Raw genomic sequence first — 16833 nt, forward strand, 5'->3', positions numbered from 1 at the left:
GTCGTGCCCCGCCTATCGTCCGAGTGGTGCCCCTGCCCCTGGTGACCTGGTCGGACGTCGAGCACCGGGCGGGAACCGTCCCGGGGGGCCCGGCCACCCGGCTCGGAGGCGACGACGACCTCACCGTGCGGGGCCTGGTCACCGACTCGCGACGGGTGGGCCCCGGGTCGCTGTTCGCCTGCGTGCGCGGTGCCGCGAGCGACGGGCACCGCTTCGCCGCGGTCGCCGCGCGCGCCGGGGCCGCGGCGCTGCTGGTCGACCGCCCGCTCGACGTCGACCTGCCGCAGCTGCGCGTCTCCTCGGTGCGCGCGCAGCTCGGCCCGCTCGGCGCGCTGCTGGCCGGCGACCCCGCCCGGCGGCTGCGCCTCGTCGGGGTCACCGGAAGCAACGGGAAGACGACGACCAGCACGCTGCTGCGCGGGGTGCTCGACGCGGCGGGCACCCGCGCCGGCGTCGTCGGCACGCTCGGCGCCCAGGTCGGGACCCGCTCGCGGGCGACGTCGCTGACCACGCCTGAGGCCCCGGAGCTGCACGAGCTCCTGGCCTGGATGGTCGAGGCCGGGGCGCAGCGGGCCGTGGTCGAGGCATCCTCGATCGCCCTCGACATGGGCCGCATCGACGGCCTGACCTTCGACGTCGCGGTGTTCACCGGCTTCGAGGAGGACCACCTCGACCACCACGGGACCATCGAGCACTACTGGGCCAGCAAGGCGCGGCTGTTCGAACGGGACCGGGCGGCGGCCGGCGTCGTCGTCGTCGACGACCCGTGGGGCCGGCGGCTGGCCGACCAGGCTCCGGTGCCGGTGACGCGGGTGGGCTCGGCCGAGGACGCCGACGTCCGGGTGCTCGGCTGGCGCACCGGCGCGGGCGGCACCGAGCTGCTGCTGTCCGACGACACCGGCGGGCACCGCGTGCACAGCCCGCTCGTGGGCCGGGTGCACGTCACCAACCTCGCCGCGGCGTGGGCGACCGGCCGGGTGCTCGGGATCCCGGCGGCGCGGATCGCCGACGGCCTGGCCACGGCCGCGCCCCGCGGGGCCGCAACACGGTCCTCGGGGGGGACGGGCGGCCGGTCGTCGTCGTGGACTATGCGCACACCCCGCGCGCGCTGGCCGCGGCCGTCACCACCGCGCACGACCTGTGCGGGCCCGGCGGGCGGGTGCACCTCGTCCTGGGCGCCCGCGGCCGGCGGGACCGCTACAAGCGGCAGGGCCTGGGCGAGGCCGCGCGCGCGGCCGACGTCGTCTGGCTGACCAACGAGGGCAGCCACGGCGAGGACCCGGCGGCGATCATGGCGGAGCTGCGGGTGGGCCTGATGGGAGCGGCCGCGGCGGTGCGCACGGTGCCCGACCGCCGGGCGGCGATCCTGGCCGCGGTGCGCGCCGCCGGCCCCGCCGACGTCGTCCTGCTGGTCGGCCGCGGCCACGAGACCCGGATGCTCGACACCACCGACCCGCTCGACGCCGTCCACCTCGACGACGCCGAGGTGGCCAACACCGCCCTCATCGCCGAGCACGGCCCGCCCGTCCCGGCCGTCGACGACCTGGCCGAGCGCGCCTCCTGACCCCGGGCGGCTCCGGCCGCCGGGCGCGAGAGGGAACAGGACGGGCCTCCGCAGTGCTACCGTCCCCACTGGTTGAGAGCTCAACAAGGGAGGCCGGCCATGCCCGCCGTCACCGTCGAGGACACCACCGCCCTGGCCCGCGTGCCGCTGCCGGCGCCCGGGACCGTCCGCCGCCGCACCCGCTCGGTCACCACCGCGCCGTCGGGCTTCGAGGGCGAGGGCTTCCCCGTCCGCCGCGCCTTCGCGGGCGTCGACCTGCGCGACCTCGACCCGTTCCTGCACATGGACCAGATGGGCGAGGTCGAGTACGCGCCCGGTGAGCCCCGGGGCACCTCGTGGCACCCGCACCGCGGCTTCGAGACCGTCACCTACATCATCGACGGCACCTTCGAGCACGCCGACTCCCACGGTGGCGGCGGCACCATCAGCGACGGCGACACGCAGTGGATGACCGCCGGCGGCGGCGTGCTGCACATCGAGCGGCCGCCGGAGCACCTGGTGGTCAGCGGCGGGCTCTTCCACGGCCTGCAGTTGTGGGTCAACCTGCCGCAGGCGCAGAAGTGGGTGCCGCCGCGCTACCAGGACCTGCGCGCCGACCGCTCGGTGCTGCTGGCCAGCCCCGACGCCGGGGCGTTCCTCCGGGTGATCGCCGGCGACGTCGCCGGGCACCGCGGGCCGGGGGCGACCCACACGCCGATGGCGATGGTGCACGCCACCGTCTCCCCCGGCGCGACGCTCGACCTGCCGTGGGACCCGTCGTTCAACGCGCTGGTCTACGTCCTCTCCGGCGCCGGCGCGGTGGGCATCGACGGGGCGCCGGTGCGCACCGGGCAACTGGCGGTGCTCGGCCCCGGTGACACCGTGACCGTGCGGGGCGCGGTGCGGCAGGAGTCGCGGACGCCGGCGCTCGACGTCGTCGTCCTCGGCGGCCGCCCGATCCGCGAGCCGATCGCCATGTACGGGCCGTTCGTCATGAACACCCGCCAGGAGGTGCTCGACGCCTTCACCGACTTCCAGGCCGGGCGGCTGGGCCGCATCCCCGCCGCGTACGGCGACACCCCGCACGGCGCGGTGCACGGTGAGACCGGACAGGAGTAGGAAGCCGGTCATGAGCGATCCCTCGCCCCGCCCGGCCGCCCGGGAGACGGGCGGTCTCGACGGCACGGCCGCCGGCCCGCCCTGGACCTGCTGCCCGCCAAGGAGGTCGTGCTCGGCGAGGGACGCCGGTGCGGCGACTGCTGCCGACGCTGGGCCGCCGGATGGTCGGCGCCTGGGCGTTCGTGGACCACTACGGTCCCGACGACGTCGCCGCGACGTCCGGGATGCAGGTCACGCCGCACCCGCACACCGGGCTGCAGACGGTCTCCTGGCTGCTGCAGGGCAGCGTGCACCACCGCGACTCCCTCGGCAGCGACGTCACCTTCGGCCCCGGCCAGCTCGCGCTGATGACCGCCGGCCACGGGATCTCCCACTCGGAGCAGTCGCCGGTGCCGCACCCGCGGTTCCTGCACGGCGCCCAGCTGTGGGTGGCCCTGCCCGACGCCGCCCGCGACACCGCACCCGCCTTCGAGCACCACACGACCCTGCCCGGCTTCACCTCCGACGGGCTGACCGCGACGGTGCTGATGGGCGGCTTCGGCGGCGCCGTCTCGCCGGGCACGGCGCACACCCCGATCGTCGGCGTCGACCTCGACCTGGCCGCCGGCGCGGACGTCGAGGTGCCGCTGGAGCCGGCCTTCGAGCACGCGCTGCTCGGCGCCTCCGGCGGGGCCGACGTCGAGGGCGCGCCGCTGGCCCACGGGGCGATGGTCTACCTGGGCACCGGCCGCCGGTCAGTGCGGATCCGGACCGAGGCGCCCGCCAAGCTGCTGCTCCTCGGCGGCGAGCCGTTCGAGGAGCGGCTGGTCATGTGGTGGAACTTCGTGGGCCGCTCCGGCGAGGAGGTCACCGAGTACGCCGAGCGGTGGAACGACGGCGACGCGCGCTTCGGCGTCGTCGCGGGGTTCTCCGAGGACCAGCGGCAGCTCGCGCCGCCGCTGCCGCCGGTGCCGCTCAAGGCGCGCGGGAGGGTCCGGTGAACGACCGCCACCTCGCCTTCCTGGCCGAGCGCCGCTGGGGCGTGCTGACCACCCTCAAGCGCGACGGCCGGCCGCAGCTGTCCAACGTCGGCTACGCCTACGACCCGCAGCAGCGGCTGTTCCGGATCTCGGTCACCGCCGACCGGGCCAAGACCCGCAACCTGCAGCGGGACCCGCGGGTCACCCTCCACGTGTCGTCGGACGACTTCTGGTCGTGGGTGGCCGTCGAGGGCACCGCCGAGCTGACCCCGGTCGCCGCCGACCCGCAGGACGCCACGGTCGAGGAGCTCGTGACCTACTACCGGGGCGTCTCCGGCGAGCACGAGGACTGGGACGACTACCGCAGGGCGATGGTGGCCGACCGGCGGCTGGTGGTCCGGTTCAGCCCCGAGCACACCTACGGCGAGGTCCGCGGCTGACCGGAGCAGCCCCGGCGCACCCTCAGTCCTCGGGCAGCTCCTGCATCACCGAGAACGAGGCTCCCCACGGGTCGGACACCACGGCGAAGCGGCCGAAGTCGGTGTCCTCCGGCGCCATCGTGACCTTGCCGCCCGCCGCCTCGACCGCGGCCACCGCGTCGTCGGTGGAGGTGACGGAGAAGCAGGTCGCCCAGCCCCTCGGGGCACCGGGGACGGCCCCGCCGAGGCCGCCGAGGGGACGCTCGGCGGTGGCGAAGGTGGCGTAGCCGCCCATGCCGTCGACCTCGTCGAACCGGAAGCCGAACACCGCGGCGTAGAACGCCTGCGCGGCGGCGGGGTCGTCGACGGCGGCCTCGTTCCAGGTCAGCGACCCCGGCTCGTTGAACACCTCGACGCCGGTGTGCGTGCCGGCCTGCCACAGGCCGAACGGGTTCCCCTGCGGGTCCCGGGCGATGACCATCGTGCCCATCGGCCCGACCTCCATCGGCTCGACGACGACGGTGCCGCCGGCCTCGCGGATGCGGTCACAGGTGGCCGCGGCGTCGCCGGTGGCGAAGTACGTCGTCCAGGCGGGCGAGTCGCCCGGGTCCGTCAGCGGGCCGAGCCCGGCGGCCTGCCGCCCGTCCTTGAGCGCGTTGACGTAGCCGCCGTACTCCGGGGAGTCCTCCGTCCACTCCCAGCCCAGCAGCGAGCCGTAGAACGACTTGGCCGCCTGCGGGTCCGCGGCGCCGTAGTCGATCCAGCAGGGCGTGCCGTCGGGCCAGGGGGTGTTCCGGATGGGCATGGCTCCTCCTCGGTGTCGGGGAGGACACCCTCCCACCGCGGGCCGACGGTTCCCGGCCCGCTCAGCGGCACGGGTCAGAAGCGGCCGCCACCCGAGCGGCCGCGGCTGCGCGAGCCCCCGAAGCTGCCACCGCGCGGCCGCCCGCCACCGCCGCCGCCGCCACCGAACCCACCGCCGAAGCCGCCGCCGAGCCCGCCGCCCCCGAGCCCGCCGCCGCCGTACCCGGCGCCGCGGCCGCCCCCGAAGCCGCCGGCCAGGATGCCGCCGAGCACCAGGCTGCCCAGGTCCACGCCCCCGCGCCCGCCCCCGTAGCCGCCGCCGTAGCCCGGACCGTAGCCCGGCCCGTAGCCGCCGCCGTGTCCCCCGCCGCCGTACCCCCCGCCGTAGCCGGACGACCACGTCGCGACGTCGGACTGCGCGAGCTGCAGCGCCGACTGGGCGAGCTGGTCGGCCAGCTGGGCCTCGCGCAGCGCGCCCTCCGGGTCGGTGCGCCCGGCACCGACCGCGGTGTCGAGGTGGCGCTGCGCCTCGGCGAGCCGGGTGCGCGCCTCCGGGCCGACCGCGCCGCGGCGGGTGGCGACGAAGTCGGCCGCGGCGGCGACCGCGGACCGGGCGCGCAGCAGCGTCTGGTCCAGCGCCGAGGCCGCCCGGCGGGCCCGGGTCTGCGCGTCCCGGGCGACGGCGAGCGCCTGCTCGAGCGCCAGGTCGGCCTCCTCCAGCCGGCGCAGCGCGGTGAGCGGGTCGGGCAGCGCACCGCCCTGCGGGGTCATCGCCTCGTCGGCGGCGCGCAGGCCGGCCTCGGCCCGGGCGATCTGCGGTCGCAGGCCCGCGGAGTCGCCGGAGGCGACCAGCGCCCGGGCCTCGGCGAGGTCCTCCTCGGTCTCGGCGCGGACGCCGGGGACCCGGGCGGTGGCCTCCTCGAGGTCGCGCTCCAGCCGGCCGACGGCGTCGAGCAGCGTGCCGACCTGCGCGACCGCGTCCTCGGCGGCGCGCAGGTCGCCCACCGCCTCGCCGGAGCGGCCGCCCTCGAGCGCGGCGCGCGCCTCGGCGGCCTCCTGCTCGGCGGCGGCCAGGCGCGCGCGGGCCTGCTCGAGGTTGTCGGCCACCGGCGTCAGCGCGGACGCCGCGTAGCGCCGCTGCAGCCGGGCCAGCCGCTCCTCGTCCTGCGGCAACCGGCCGTGCAGCGCGGTGATCCGCGGACCGAGCGCCTCCAGCACCTGCGGCGCGGTGCGCTCGAGGTCGCGCAGCTGGTCGAACGCCTGCGCCTGCTCGTCGAGCCGCGCGTCGGCCGTCGAGGTCAGCTGCAGCATCTCGGCCAGCACCGCCCGTCTGGTGGGCTCGTCCTCCGGCACCTCGTCGTCGAGCTGCTGGCGCAGCGTGAACGCGCGGGTGAGCTCCTGCCGCGACTGCGCCAGGGCCTCGGTGAACCCGGCGACGGCGGCCTCGCCGTACTGCAGCCGGGCGAAGTCCAGGTCGAGCTGCGAGGTCTTCACCGCCTCGTCGAGCTCCAGCAGCGCGGCGCTGGCCCGGCCCTGCAGCTCCTCGGTGGGGACGCCGGCGTTCGGGTCGGGCCGCTCGATCCGCGTCGTCGCCGGCCCGTCCGGCTGCCGGCGGCGCCGCGAGCGGGTCACCAGGTAGGCGCCACCCCCGACGACGGCGATCCCGCCGACCACCGCCGCGGTGAGCGCGCCCGACCCGGAGCCCGACCCGGAGCCCGACCCGGAGCCGGACCCCGCCCCGTCGCCGACCCCGCCGGCGAAGGCCACCGCCGCACCGGCCCAGTCGTCGCCGGCCAGCTCCGGCTCGACGTCCCGGGCGAGGAAGTCCTCGATCTCGGCGTCGGTCTGGGGGAACGCCTCGTCCACCCAGTAGCCGAAGCGCCGGTCACCGACGGCGACGGCGAACAGCACGTCGGTGCCGCCCAGCCCGGAGGCCTCCGCGGTGGCCTGCGCCCACGGGCCCTGCGCGACGCCGTCGAAGGAGTCGACGAAGACGACGAACACCTGGGTGCCGTCGTCGGCCTGCCGGTCGTCGACGGCCTGCTGCACCTCGGCCAGACCCCCGGAGCCGAGGACACCGGCGCGGTCGGTGACCTCGTCGGGGACGTCGAACGGCGGCTCGGCCAGCGCCGGACCGCCGCCTGCGAGCAGGACCGCTGCCGCGACCGCGAGGACCCCCATCAGCCGGCGCACGCGACCGACCCTAGGCGGACCGCCACGGACCGGCCGGGTAGGACGGGCGCAACCGGGTAGGGCCCCGTCAGCCCAGATCCGGCCCGAGGAGGACCACACGTGAGCGAGACCGACCGCATCCCCGCCGCCCAGCTCCCCCCCGGGACGGTGGGCCGGGCCGGGAGGTGGACCGTCGGCAACCGCGACGGCGAGTACTTCGCCGTCTCCCGTCGCTGCCGCCACCAGCTGGCCGACCTCTCCGAGGGCAGCCTCGACGCCGACGGCTGCCTGGTCTGCCCGTGGCACCAGGCCCGCTACGACGTCCGCACCGGTGACATGGTCGAGGGCCCGCGCGGCTTCCTCGGCTACCACGGGCCGACCCCGGGCTACACCCAGTTCGTCCGCGGCTACGCCCGGGTGCTGCGGCTGCGGGTCAGGCGCGCCCTGCGCCGTGGGGACGACGTCGTCGTGGAGGCATAGGAGGCTCTCCCCACGTCCCGGCGCCCGGGACGTGGGCGGCCCTCCTGCCGGGACCCGCCGCGAGCTCGCGAGTGGCGGGGGGCAGGAGGCTCCTTCAGCTATGCCTTCGCCACCTGCTCCCAGGTGGCGCGGCGGGCGGCCTGCTCGTCGGGGTCGGGCACGGGCAGCGAGGCCAGCAGCCGCTGCGTGTAGGGGTGCTGCGGCGCGCCCAGCACCTGCTCGCCCGTCCCCTCCTCCACCAGCCGGCCGCGGTAGAGCACGGCGATCCGGTCGGCCAGGAGGTCGACGACGGCGAGGTCGTGGCTGATGAACAGCGCCGCGAAGCCGAACTCGCGCTGGAGCTCGTCGAACAGCTCGAGCACCCGCGCCTGCACCGACACGTCGAGGGCCGACGTCGGCTCGTCGGCGATCAGCAGCTCCGGCCCCAGGGCCAGCGCCCGCGCGAGGCTGGCCCGCTGGCGCTGACCCCCGGAGAGCTCGTGCGGGAAGCGGTCGCCGAACGCGCGCGGCAACTGCACCGCCTCGAGCAGCTCGTCGACCCTGCCGCGCGCCTCGTGCGCGTCGCCGGCCCGGCGGTGGACCACCAGCGGCTCGGCGACCGCCTCGGCGATGGTGAGCAGCGGGTTGAAGCTCGACGCCGGGTCCTGGAAGACGAACCCGATCCGCTCGCGCACCGGCCGGAAGCGCTTCTCCCTGACCCCGTTCATCTCGGTGCCGAGCACCGACAGCGACCCACCGGTCACCTTCGTCAGGCCCGCGATGGCCCGGCCGATGGTCGTCTTGCCGCTGCCGCTCTCCCCGACGAGGCCGAGGACCTCGCCGGGCCGGATGGCGAAGTCGACGCCGTCGACGGCGACGAAGTCCGGCTGGCGCAGCCGGCCGGGGTAGACGATCCGCAGGTCGCGCGCCTCGACCACCGGCGTACCGGTCTCCCAGCCGGCCGGCCGGGCGGCCGCCCGCTCGGCGGTGCGCACCCGGCCGGTGCCCAGCCGCGGCACCGAGCCGAGCAGCTGGCGGGTGTAGTCCTCGCGCGGGTCGGAGAACAGCGTCCGGACGTCGGCCTGCTCGACCAGCCGGCCCTGGTACATCACCGCGACCCGGTCGGCGAGGTCGGCGACGACGCCCATGTTGTGCGTGATCAGCACGATCGCCGCGCCGAACTCGTCACGGCAGCGGCGCAGCAGGTCGAGGATCTCGGCCTGCACGGTCACGTCGAGCGCCGTCGTCGGCTCGTCGGCGATGATGACGCCGGGGTCGAGGACGAGCGCCTGGGCGATGACGATGCGCTGCTTCTGCCCGCCGGAGAACTGGTGCGGGTAGTGGTCGACCCGCTTCTCCGGCTCCGGGATCCCCACGCGACGCAGCACGTCGACCGCCCGGGCCCGGGCCTCCTTGCGGCTGAGCCGGCCGTGCGCGCGCAGCCCCTCGGCGATCTGCCAGCCGACCGGATACACCGGGTTGAGCACCGTGGACGGCTCCTGGAACACCATGGCCGCGTCCCGGCCCCGCACCTCACCGAGCCCGGCCCGGGACAGCGTGACGACGTCGTGCGCCGCACTGCCGTCCTTGCGGGTGAGCAGCACCGCGCCGCGGGTGGTGGCCGTCTCCGGCAGCAGCCCGAGGATGCTGCGGGCGGTCACGGTCTTGCCGCTCCCGCTCTCCCCCACGATCGCCAGCACCTCGCCGGCGGCCACCGACAGGCTCACGTCCTCGACCGCGGCGACCGTGCCGGCGTCGGTGGCGAAGGAGACCGAGAGGTCCTGGATGTCGACGACGGACTCGCCGGAGACGGACACCGACCTGCTCACCGGACCTCCTCGATGCCGGCGAGACCGCCGGGTCCTGCGCCGAGCGGACCACCCGGCACCACGGTGACCTCGCCGGTCTCCCCGGCCTCAGCGGCCCGGCGGCTGCGCAGCCGCGGGTCGGCCAGGTCGTTGAGGCTCTCGCCGACGAGGGTCAGGCCCAGCACCACCAGCACGATGGCCAGGCCGGGGAACACCGACGTCCACCAGATCCCGCTCGTCACGTCGGACAGCGCACGGTTGAGGTCGAAGCCCCACTCCGCGGCGGCGCTCTGCTCGATGCCGAAACCGAGGAAGCCCAGACCGGCGAGGGTGAGGATCGCCTCGGAGGCGTTGAGCGTGAGGATCAGCGGCAGCGTGCGCGTGGCGTTGCGGAGCACGTGGCGGCTCATGATCCGCCAGTTGCTCGCCCCGATCACCTTGGCCGACTCGACGTAGGCCTCGGCCTTGATCCGCACGACCTCGGCCCGGACCACGCGGAAGTACTGCGGGATGTAGATGACGGTGATCGAGATGGCCGCGGCCATGATGCCGCCCCACAGGCTGGACTCGCCGCCGCTGATGACGATGGCCACCACGATGGCCAGCAGGAGCGGCGGGAAGGCGTAGATGGCGTCGCAGACGACGACCAGCACGCGGTCCACCCAGCCGCCGAAGTAGCCCGACACCAGACCGAGCAGCACACCGGCGAAGATCGACAGCACGACCGCCACGATGATCACCAGCAGGGCCGTGCGGGTGCCGTGGACGACCCGGGAGAGGACGTCGTAACCGCCCACGGTCGTGCCCAGCGGGTGGTCGCCCGAGGGCGGCTGCTGCGCGCCGAAGGCCCCGCCGGCGTCGCGGAGCTGGGCGAAGCCGTAGGGGGCGAGCACGTCGGCGAGCAGCGCGGTCACCAGGAAGACGGCGGTCAGCACCAGTCCGGCGACGAGCATGCCGCGCTGCAGGCCGACGCTCTGCCGCAACTGGCGGACCAGCGGCAGGCCGCGCCGGCGCCGGGCGGGCGCCGTCCCGGGCGTCGTGCCCGACCCGGTGAGCGACGTGGCCATCAGTACCTCACCCGCGGGTCGATGAGCGCCGCGATCACGTCGACGACGAAGTTCGTCACCGCCACGATGACGGCGAGCAGCACGACCATGCCCTGGACGGCGACGAAGTCGCGGGCCTGCAGGTACTGGACCAGCTGGAAGCCCAGGCCCTTCCACTCGAACGTCGTCTCGGTGAGGACGGCGCCGCTGAGCAGCAGGGCGATCTGCAGGCCCATCACCGTGACGATCGGGATGAGCGCCGGCCGGTAGGCGTGCTTGCGCAGCAGCCGGCGCTCGCTGACCCCTCGCGAGCGGGCGGCCTCGACGTAGCCCATGCCCAGGGTGCCGATGACGTTGGTGCGCACCAGCCGCAGGAAGACGCCGGCCGTCAGCAGGCCGAGGGCGATCGCCGGCAGCACCGCGTGCTGGAGGACGTCGCTGATGACCTCGCCGTTGCCGGTGCGGACGGCGTCGACCAGGTAGATGTTCGTCGGGTTCTCGACGCTGGTCTGGATGAGGATCTCGCTGCGCGTGGAGGCGCGGCCGGCGACCGGCAGCCACCCCAGACCGCTGGCGAACACCAGCTTGAGCAGCATGCCGGCGAAGAAGACCGGCGTGGCGTAGCAGAAGATCGCGAACACCCGCAGGACGGCGTCGGGCCAGCGGTCGCGGGCGTAGGCGGCGAAGCGGCCGAGCGGGACGCCGACGACGAAGGCCACGATCAGCGCGTAGAAGGCGAGCTCGAGCGTCGCGGCGCCGAAGGTGGTGAGCACCTCGAGCACCGGGCGACGGTCGGACAGCGTCGTGCCGAAGTCGAGGCGGACGAGGTCGCCGAGGTACTCGGCGTACTGGACCAGCAGCGGCCGGTCGTAGCCGGCCTCGCGGACGCGCTCGGCCAGCTCGGCGGCGGGCAGGCGCCCGCCCAGCGCCGCGGTGATCGGGTCACCGGTCGAGCGCATGAGGAAGAAGACCGTCGTCACCAGGACGAACACGGTCGGGAAGATCAGCAGGAACCGGATGAGCAGGTAGCTCCCCAGTCCCCCACCCCCGCGTCGCCGGCGCTCGCCGGCGGGGCGGCGTCGGCCTCGGGGCCGGCGCCGGTCAGCTCGGTCGTCGTGGTGGTCATGTCTCCTGCTCGGTCGGGACCGGCGGCGGACGGGCGCCGGGTCACGGCGCCATGGTCCGCCTGCCGGGGTCCTGCACACGGGTCGGCCCCGGGTGGCCTCCGTTCGGGAGGTCACCCGGGGCCGGGGTCGGACGGGTCCTGCGTCAGCCGCGGGACAGGGCCCCGTAGCGGAACTTGAAGGACGCGTCGAGGGTGTCCTCCGCGCCGGTCACACCGGAGCGGACGACGGCCACCTGCGCGCCCTGCAGGTAGGGCACCGTCGACAGGTCGGCGGCGACCAACTGCTGGATCTGCTCGATGAGCGCCTGACGGGCCGCGGGGTCGGGAGTGCTGGTCTGCTGCGCGATCAGCTGGTCGACCTGCGGGTTGGCGTAGTGGTTGCCGAGGAAGTTCTCCGTGCGGAAGAACGGCGTCAGGTAGTTGTCGGCGTCGGAGTAGTCCGGGAACCAGCCGAGCTGGTAGGCCGGGTAGACGTCGGCGGTGCGCTGCTCGGAGTACTGCGTCCACTCGGTGGTCTGCAGGTCCACCTGGAACAGGCCGGTCGACTCGAGCTGGTCCTTGATCAGCGCGTACTCGTCACCCGAGCTCGGGCCGTAGTGGTCGTTCGAGTACTGCAGCGACAGCTGGACCGGGGTCTGCACGCCGGCCGCCTGCAGCGCCTGGGCCGCCTTGTCGGCGTCGGGGCCGCCCTGGCCGTCGCCGTACAGGTCCCGCAGCGGCGTGATGGCGCCCGTCAGGCCCTCCGGGACGTAGGAGTACAGCGGGGTGTAGGTCCCGCGGTAGACCTGGTCGGCGATCTCCTCCCGGTCGAGCAGGTGGGCCACCGCCTGGCGGACGGCGAGCGCCTTGGCCGGGTCGGCCTCGGGCGTCGTCGCGCCGTAGGGCTGGGTGTTGAAGTTGAACGTGATGTAGCGGATCTCGCCGCCGGGGCCGTCGACGACCTCGACGTCGTCGTTGCCGCGCAGGTCGTCGATGTCGGTCGCCGAGAGGCTGCGGAAGGCGACGTCGACCGCTCCCTCCTCGACGTCGAGCTTGAGGTTCGACGCCTCGGCGTAGTAGCGGACGTTGATCGAGTCGGTCTTGGGCGCGCCGTACAGCCCCTGGTAGTCGGGGTTGGCCTCGTAGGAGATGAGGTCGTTCTGCTCGTAGCTGGTGATGACGTACGGGCCGGCGAAGGCGTTGCCCTCGACGATGTCGGCGTCGGGGGTCAGCGCGTCGGCGGCGAAGACCTCCTCGTCGACGATCGGGCCGGCCGGGCTCGACAGCACCTGCGGGAAGGTCTGGTCGTCCGGCGAACCCAGGTTGAACACCACCGTGGTGTCGTCGGGGGTGTCGACACTCGTCAGGTTGCCGAGCAGCGCCGCCGGGCCGTTCGGGTCGTTGATGGCGACCATGCGGTCGAATGTGAACTTGACGTCCGACGAGGTCAGCTCGTGGCCGTTGGCGAAGGTCAGGCCGTCCTTCAGCGTGACGGTGTACTGGGTGGGCGCGGTGAACTCCGCCGACTCGGCGATGTCCGGCTCGACGTCCGGGCTGCCGTAGGGGGTGTTCATCAGGAACGGGTAGACCTGGTTCATGACGGCGAAGGAGCCGTTGTCGTAGGAACCGGCCGGGTCGATCGTCGTGATGACGTCGGTCGTGCCGATGATCAGCGCGTCGCCGCCACCGCCACCCCCACCCGATCCGCCGCCGTCGTCGCCGCCGCCGCAGGCGGTCAGCGCGAGCGCCGTCGCGGCGATGCCGGCGGTGGCCGCGCGCACGCGCCGGCCGGGGGTCCCTACGGGAGTCATGCGCTACCTCGTTCTCGGTGCGCGGCCGCTCGGCCCCTCGTGGGCGCCGTCGAGCGGCCGCCAGGGCCTGTGGCTGCACATGGGTAGCACACGTCCCTCAGCGCTCAGAGACCTCGCGAACGGGCGTTACCCGACCGTGACGACCCCCTCGGCGCCCTCGCGGGGTCCCGCCGCGAGCGGAGCGAGTGGTGGGGGCCAGGGGTCCGTGCTCAGGCGTCGATGCGGCGGCGGCCCTCGAACGCCCGGCCGAGGGTGATCTCGTCGGCGTACTCGAGGTCGCCGCCCACCGGGAGCCCGCTGGCCAGGCGGGAGACGGCGAGGCCGAGCGGGCCGACCAGCCGGGCCAGGTAGGCCGCGGTGGCCTCGCCCTCGAGGTTGGGGTCGGTGGCGATGATCAGCTCGGTGACGGTGCCGTCCATGAGCCGGGTCATCAGCTCCTTGACCCGCAGGTCGTCGGGGCCGACGCCCTCGATCGGGCTGATGGCGCCGCCGAGGACGTGGTAGCGGCCGCGGAACTCGCGGGTCCGCTCGATCGCGACGACGTCCTTGGGCTCCTCGACGACGCAGATGACGTCGTCGGAGCGGCGCGGGTCCCTGCAGATCCGGCACTGCTCGCCCTCGGCGACGTTGTAGCAGGTGACGCAGAAGCGGACCTCGGCCTGCACGCGCTGCAGGGCGGCGACCAGCCGGCCCACGTCGGCCGACTCGGCGGCCAGCAGGTGGAAGGCGATGCGCTGGGCGCTCTTGGGCCCGACGCCGGGCAGGCGCCCGAGCTCGTCGATGAGGTCCTGGACGGCACCCTCGTACACGGTTGTCCTCTGAGGTGAAGGGGGGCGGGCGCCGGTCAGGCGCCGGGCAGCCCGGGGAAGCCGCCGCCGAGCCCGCCGGCCAGCGGGCCCATGCGGTCGGCGGTCAGCTCGCTCGCCAGGCGGGAGGCGTCGCGGACCGCCGCGACGACGAGGTCCTGCAGCGTCTCCACGTCGTCGGGGTCGACGGCCGACGGCGCGATGGTGACCGCCTGCAGCTCGCCGTCGCCGGTCATCGTGGCCGTGACGAGGCCGCCGCCGGCCGAGCCGGTGACCTCCTCGGAGGCGAGCTGCTCCTGCGCGGCGGCGAGGGCCTGCTGCATCTGCTGGGCCTGCTGCAGGATCGCCGACAGGTCGGGCTGGCCACCACCGGGGAACATGCCACCGAGCGTATGCCGCCGGTCGGACATCCGGGGGACGACGAGCGGCACCGGCGCGGTCAGGACTCGACCGGCCGGGCCCCCAGCTGGGCGCGGAGCAGGGCCAGCGCCGCCTGCTCCGGGTCGACGGCGGGCTCCCGGTCGCGGGCGGGGTCGTCCGCCTCGGCCGCCCGCTGGGCCATGAGCTCGCGCGCCTCCGCGGCCTCCGCCGCCTGGGCTGCCTCCTGCGCCGCCTCGGGCGACGGCCCGCTCGCACCGCCCCCACGAGTCGCCCCCTCGACGACCGCCTCGACCTTCCAGCGCACCCCGAGCAGCTCGTTGAGCGCCTCGCGCAGCACGTCCTTGTTGAGGTCGTCGCCGATCCGGCGGGCCAGCGCCGGGGAGGAGGTCGACAGCGTGAGGACGCTGTTGCGCAGGTCGTGCACCTGGGCGTTCTTCAGCAGCGCCTCGGTGGTGCGCTTGTGCCGCTTGACGACGGCGAGCAGCTCGGGCCACACGCGGCGGACGTCGCCGGTGGTCAGCCCGCCCTCGCCGGCTCCCCCGGTGCCGGCCGGGTCGGCGGACACCAGCGGGGTCGGCTCGCCGCCGCGCGGGGCGGGCGTGGACTCGGCCGCGGCACGCGGGGGTGCGGCCGGCGGCCGCGGCTCGGCGACCCGGGCCGCGGCCGCGCGCGCGGCCGCGGGCTCGGCCGGGTGCGGCCAGTCCTCGTCGTCGGTCGGCTCGGGTGGCAGCGGGATGTCGGGCTCCCCGCTGACCACGCGCGCGCCGGTCCGCGCGGCGGCCGGTGCGGGCGCCGCACGCGGGGCGCGGAGCCGGGCTGCGCGGTCTCCGGCCAGTCGTCGGACGCGGCCGCGGCGGCCGGGGCCGGCGCCGGGCGGGACGGCCCCGCGCCGGGTTGCGCGGTCTCCGGCCAGTCGTCGGCGGCTGCCGGGGCCGGTGCCGGTGCCGGGGCCGCTGCCGGGGCGGCCGCGGCAGCCGGGGCGGCGGCCGGTGCGGCAGGGGGCACGGCTCCCGGAGCCGGCTGCGCGCCGCGCTGGGAGGGGCGGACGTACTCGCGCCGCGCCGCGCTCCCGCGCTCGGCGGCCGCGGGCACCTCGCGGGCGGGTCCGGGACGGGCCGGCTCGGGACGGGCGGGCTCCGCGCGGGGTGGCTCGGGACGGGCGGGCTCGCGCACCGGTGCCGCCGCGACGGCCGCGGGACCGGCGCCCGCCTCCGGGACCCCGCCGATCGCCAGGCGCCGCTCGAGGCGCTCCAGGCGCTGCAGCGCGCCCGTGCCGGCGTCGTCGGGAGCCGGCAACAGCATCCGCGCGCAGACCAGCTCCAGCAGCAGCCGCGGCGCGGTGGTCCCGCGCATGTCGGTCAGGCCGGCGTGCACCGTGTCGGCCAGCCGCGACAGCGTCGCCGACCCCAGCGCCCTGGCCTGCTGGACCATGAGGTCGAGCCGGTCGGGCGGGCAGTCGAGCAGGCCGTTGCCGCCGGCGTCGGGGACGGCGTCGAGCACGATGAGGTCGCGCAGCCGGTCGAGCAGGTCGGTGGCGAACCGCCGCGGGTCGTGGCCCGCCTCCACGACGCGGTCCACGGCGCGGAAGACCCCGGGGGCGTCGGTGGCGGCGAGCGCGTCGATGGCCTCGTCGAGCAGCGCGTCGTCGGTGACGCCGAGCAGCCCGACGGCGCTGGCGTAGGTGACGCCCTCGGGACCGGCGCCGGCCAGCAGCTGGTCGAGGATCGACAGCGAGTCGCGCACCGAACCGCCGCCGGCCCGCACCACGAGCGGGAAGACCGTGGGCTCCACCTGCACGCCCTCGGCGGCACAGGTCTTCTCCAGCAGGCCGCGCAGCGTCGTCGGCGGGACCAGGCGGAACGGGTAGTGGTGGGTGCGCGAGCGGATCGTCGGCAGCACCTTGTCCGGCTCGGTCGTCGCGAAGACGAAGACCAGGAACTCCGGCGGCTCCTCGACCACCTTGAGCAGGGCGTTGAAGCCCTGCGTGGTCACCATGTGCGCCTCGTCGACGATGTAGACCTTGTAACGGCTGCTCACCGGCGCGAAGAAGGCGCGCTCCCGCAGGTCACGGGCGTCGTCGACACCGCCGTGGCTGGCCGCGTCGATCTCGATGACGTCGAGCGAGCCGGGCCCGTCGGGCGCCAGCGCCACGCACGAGGCGCACGTGCCGCAGGGGGTCGACGTCGGCCCCTGCTCGCAGTTGAGCGAGCGGGCGAGGATCCGCGCCGACGACGTCTTGCCGCAGCCGCGCGGCCCGCTGAAGAGGTAGGCGTGGTTGATCCGGCCGCCGTCGACGGCGTTCACCAGCGGGGTGGTCACGTGCTCCTGGCCGACCACCTCGGCGAAGGTCGCCGGGCGGTACTTCCGGTAGAGCGCCAGAGCCACGCGGCGAGGTTACGTG

At 75.5% G+C, this 16833-nt stretch carries 16 protein-coding genes and 1 pseudogene; 6 read left to right on the top strand and 11 right to left on the bottom strand.

Annotated features, from left to right (window positions below):
* Positions 1-182: 182 nt before the first annotated feature.
* The 5 genes and pseudogenes from JD79_RS23375 to JD79_RS04280 all read left to right on the top strand — a co-directional run.
* Positions 183-911: pseudogene (locus JD79_RS23375) on the top strand (Mur ligase family protein); the annotation flags it as partial.
* A gap of 170 nt (positions 912-1081) precedes the next feature.
* Positions 1082-1564: a glutamate ligase domain-containing protein gene (locus tag JD79_RS23380; RefSeq protein ID WP_245899670.1), complete on the top strand. Its 483-nt coding sequence runs from the start codon at positions 1082-1084 to the stop codon at positions 1562-1564.
* A gap of 99 nt (positions 1565-1663) precedes the next feature.
* Positions 1664-2662, top strand: coding sequence for a pirin family protein (locus tag JD79_RS04270; RefSeq protein ID WP_110004518.1), 999 nt, complete (start codon positions 1664-1666; stop codon positions 2660-2662).
* A 128-nt stretch (positions 2663-2790) separates the two neighbouring features.
* The gene (locus tag JD79_RS04275) at positions 2791-3642 is read left to right on the top strand and encodes a pirin family protein (protein WP_245899672.1); all 852 of its coding nucleotides are present in this window, start codon (positions 2791-2793) and stop codon (positions 3640-3642) included.
* Entirely contained in the window at positions 3639-4061 is a 423-nt protein-coding gene (locus JD79_RS04280; protein ID WP_110004519.1) for a PPOX class F420-dependent oxidoreductase, read from the top strand. Before JD79_RS04275 ends, JD79_RS04280 begins: the two co-directional genes overlap by 4 nt.
* Positions 4062-4083: 22 nt before the next feature.
* On the opposite strand, the gene JD79_RS04285 is transcribed toward JD79_RS04280, so the two are convergent.
* Positions 4084-4845 carry a VOC family protein gene (locus tag JD79_RS04285; RefSeq protein WP_110004520.1) on the bottom strand — a complete coding sequence of 254 codons (762 nt, stop codon included), beginning with the start codon at positions 4843-4845 and terminating at the stop codon, positions 4084-4086.
* Between the two features lie 74 nt (positions 4846-4919).
* Positions 4920-7037 carry a TPM domain-containing protein gene (locus JD79_RS04290; RefSeq protein WP_211307860.1) on the bottom strand — a complete coding sequence of 706 codons (2118 nt, stop codon included), beginning with the start codon at positions 7035-7037 and terminating at the stop codon, positions 4920-4922.
* Between the two features lie 99 nt (positions 7038-7136).
* Between JD79_RS04290 and JD79_RS04295 the strand changes: the two genes are divergently transcribed.
* Entirely contained in the window at positions 7137-7496 is a 360-nt protein-coding gene (locus JD79_RS04295; RefSeq protein WP_110004521.1) for a Rieske (2Fe-2S) protein, read from the top strand.
* A 98-nt stretch (positions 7497-7594) separates the two neighbouring features.
* Here JD79_RS04295 and JD79_RS04300 read toward each other — a convergent pair whose 3' ends face one another.
* The 9 genes from JD79_RS04300 to JD79_RS04330 form a co-directional block, all read right to left on the bottom strand.
* Positions 7595-9304 carry a dipeptide ABC transporter ATP-binding protein gene (locus tag JD79_RS04300; RefSeq protein ID WP_245899674.1) on the bottom strand — a complete coding sequence of 570 codons (1710 nt, stop codon included), beginning with the start codon at positions 9302-9304 and terminating at the stop codon, positions 7595-7597.
* A complete protein-coding gene (locus JD79_RS04305; RefSeq protein ID WP_110004522.1) occupies positions 9301-10350 on the bottom strand; it encodes an ABC transporter permease in 1050 nt (349 codons plus the stop codon). The genes JD79_RS04300 and JD79_RS04305 overlap by 4 nt, the downstream gene beginning before the upstream one ends.
* On the bottom strand, positions 10350-11321 hold the full coding sequence (locus JD79_RS04310; protein WP_211307861.1) for an ABC transporter permease: 972 nt from the start codon (positions 11319-11321) through the stop codon (positions 10350-10352). Before JD79_RS04310 ends, JD79_RS04305 begins: the two co-directional genes overlap by 1 nt.
* 11 nt (positions 11322-11332) lie before the next feature.
* Entirely contained in the window at positions 11333-11455 is a 123-nt protein-coding gene (locus JD79_RS24150; RefSeq protein ID WP_281270268.1) for a hypothetical protein, read from the bottom strand.
* A gap of 143 nt (positions 11456-11598) precedes the next feature.
* Positions 11599-13245, bottom strand: a complete 1647-nt coding sequence (locus JD79_RS04315; RefSeq protein WP_110004523.1) for an ABC transporter substrate-binding protein — start codon at positions 13243-13245, stop codon at positions 11599-11601.
* A gap of 209 nt (positions 13246-13454) precedes the next feature.
* Positions 13455-14054 (bottom strand): recombination mediator RecR, encoded by a 600-nt coding sequence (gene recR / locus JD79_RS04320; RefSeq protein ID WP_110004524.1) that lies wholly within the window; start codon positions 14052-14054, stop codon positions 13455-13457.
* A 35-nt stretch (positions 14055-14089) separates the two neighbouring features.
* A complete protein-coding gene (locus tag JD79_RS04325) occupies positions 14090-14431 on the bottom strand; it encodes a YbaB/EbfC family nucleoid-associated protein (protein ID WP_110007421.1) in 342 nt (113 codons plus the stop codon).
* A 59-nt stretch (positions 14432-14490) separates the two neighbouring features.
* The gene (locus JD79_RS23385; RefSeq protein ID WP_146220383.1) at positions 14491-14997 is read right to left on the bottom strand and encodes a hypothetical protein; all 507 of its coding nucleotides are present in this window, start codon (positions 14995-14997) and stop codon (positions 14491-14493) included.
* On the bottom strand, positions 14949-16817 hold the full coding sequence (locus JD79_RS04330; RefSeq protein ID WP_110004525.1) for a DNA polymerase III subunit gamma and tau: 1869 nt from the start codon (positions 16815-16817) through the stop codon (positions 14949-14951). The genes JD79_RS23385 and JD79_RS04330 overlap by 49 nt, the downstream gene beginning before the upstream one ends.
* Positions 16818-16833: the final 16 nt, after the last annotated feature.

The organism is Geodermatophilus normandii (assembly GCF_003182485.1).
Classification (GTDB): domain Bacteria; phylum Actinomycetota; class Actinomycetes; order Mycobacteriales; family Geodermatophilaceae; genus Geodermatophilus; species Geodermatophilus normandii.

Bases quoted from the DNA above. Each gene is read 5' to 3' on its own strand.
- JD79_RS04270 (WP_110004518.1), top strand. From the start codon at position 1,664: ATGCCCGCCGTCACCGTCGAGGACACCACCGCCCTGGCCCGCGTGCCG.
- JD79_RS04285 (WP_110004520.1), bottom strand. From the start codon at position 4,845: ATGCCCATCCGGAACACCCCCTGGCCCGACGGCACGCCCTGCTGGATC.
- JD79_RS04325 (WP_110007421.1), bottom strand. From the start codon at position 14,431: ATGTTCCCCGGTGGTGGCCAGCCCGACCTGTCGGCGATCCTGCAGCAG.
- JD79_RS24150 (WP_281270268.1), bottom strand. From the start codon at position 11,455: ATGACCACCACGACGACCGAGCTGACCGGCGCCGGCCCCGAGGCCGAC.
- JD79_RS04315 (WP_110004523.1), bottom strand. From the start codon at position 13,245: ATGACTCCCGTAGGGACCCCCGGCCGGCGCGTGCGCGCGGCCACCGCC.
- JD79_RS04305 (WP_110004522.1), bottom strand. From the start codon at position 10,350: ATGGCCACGTCGCTCACCGGGTCGGGCACGACGCCCGGGACGGCGCCC.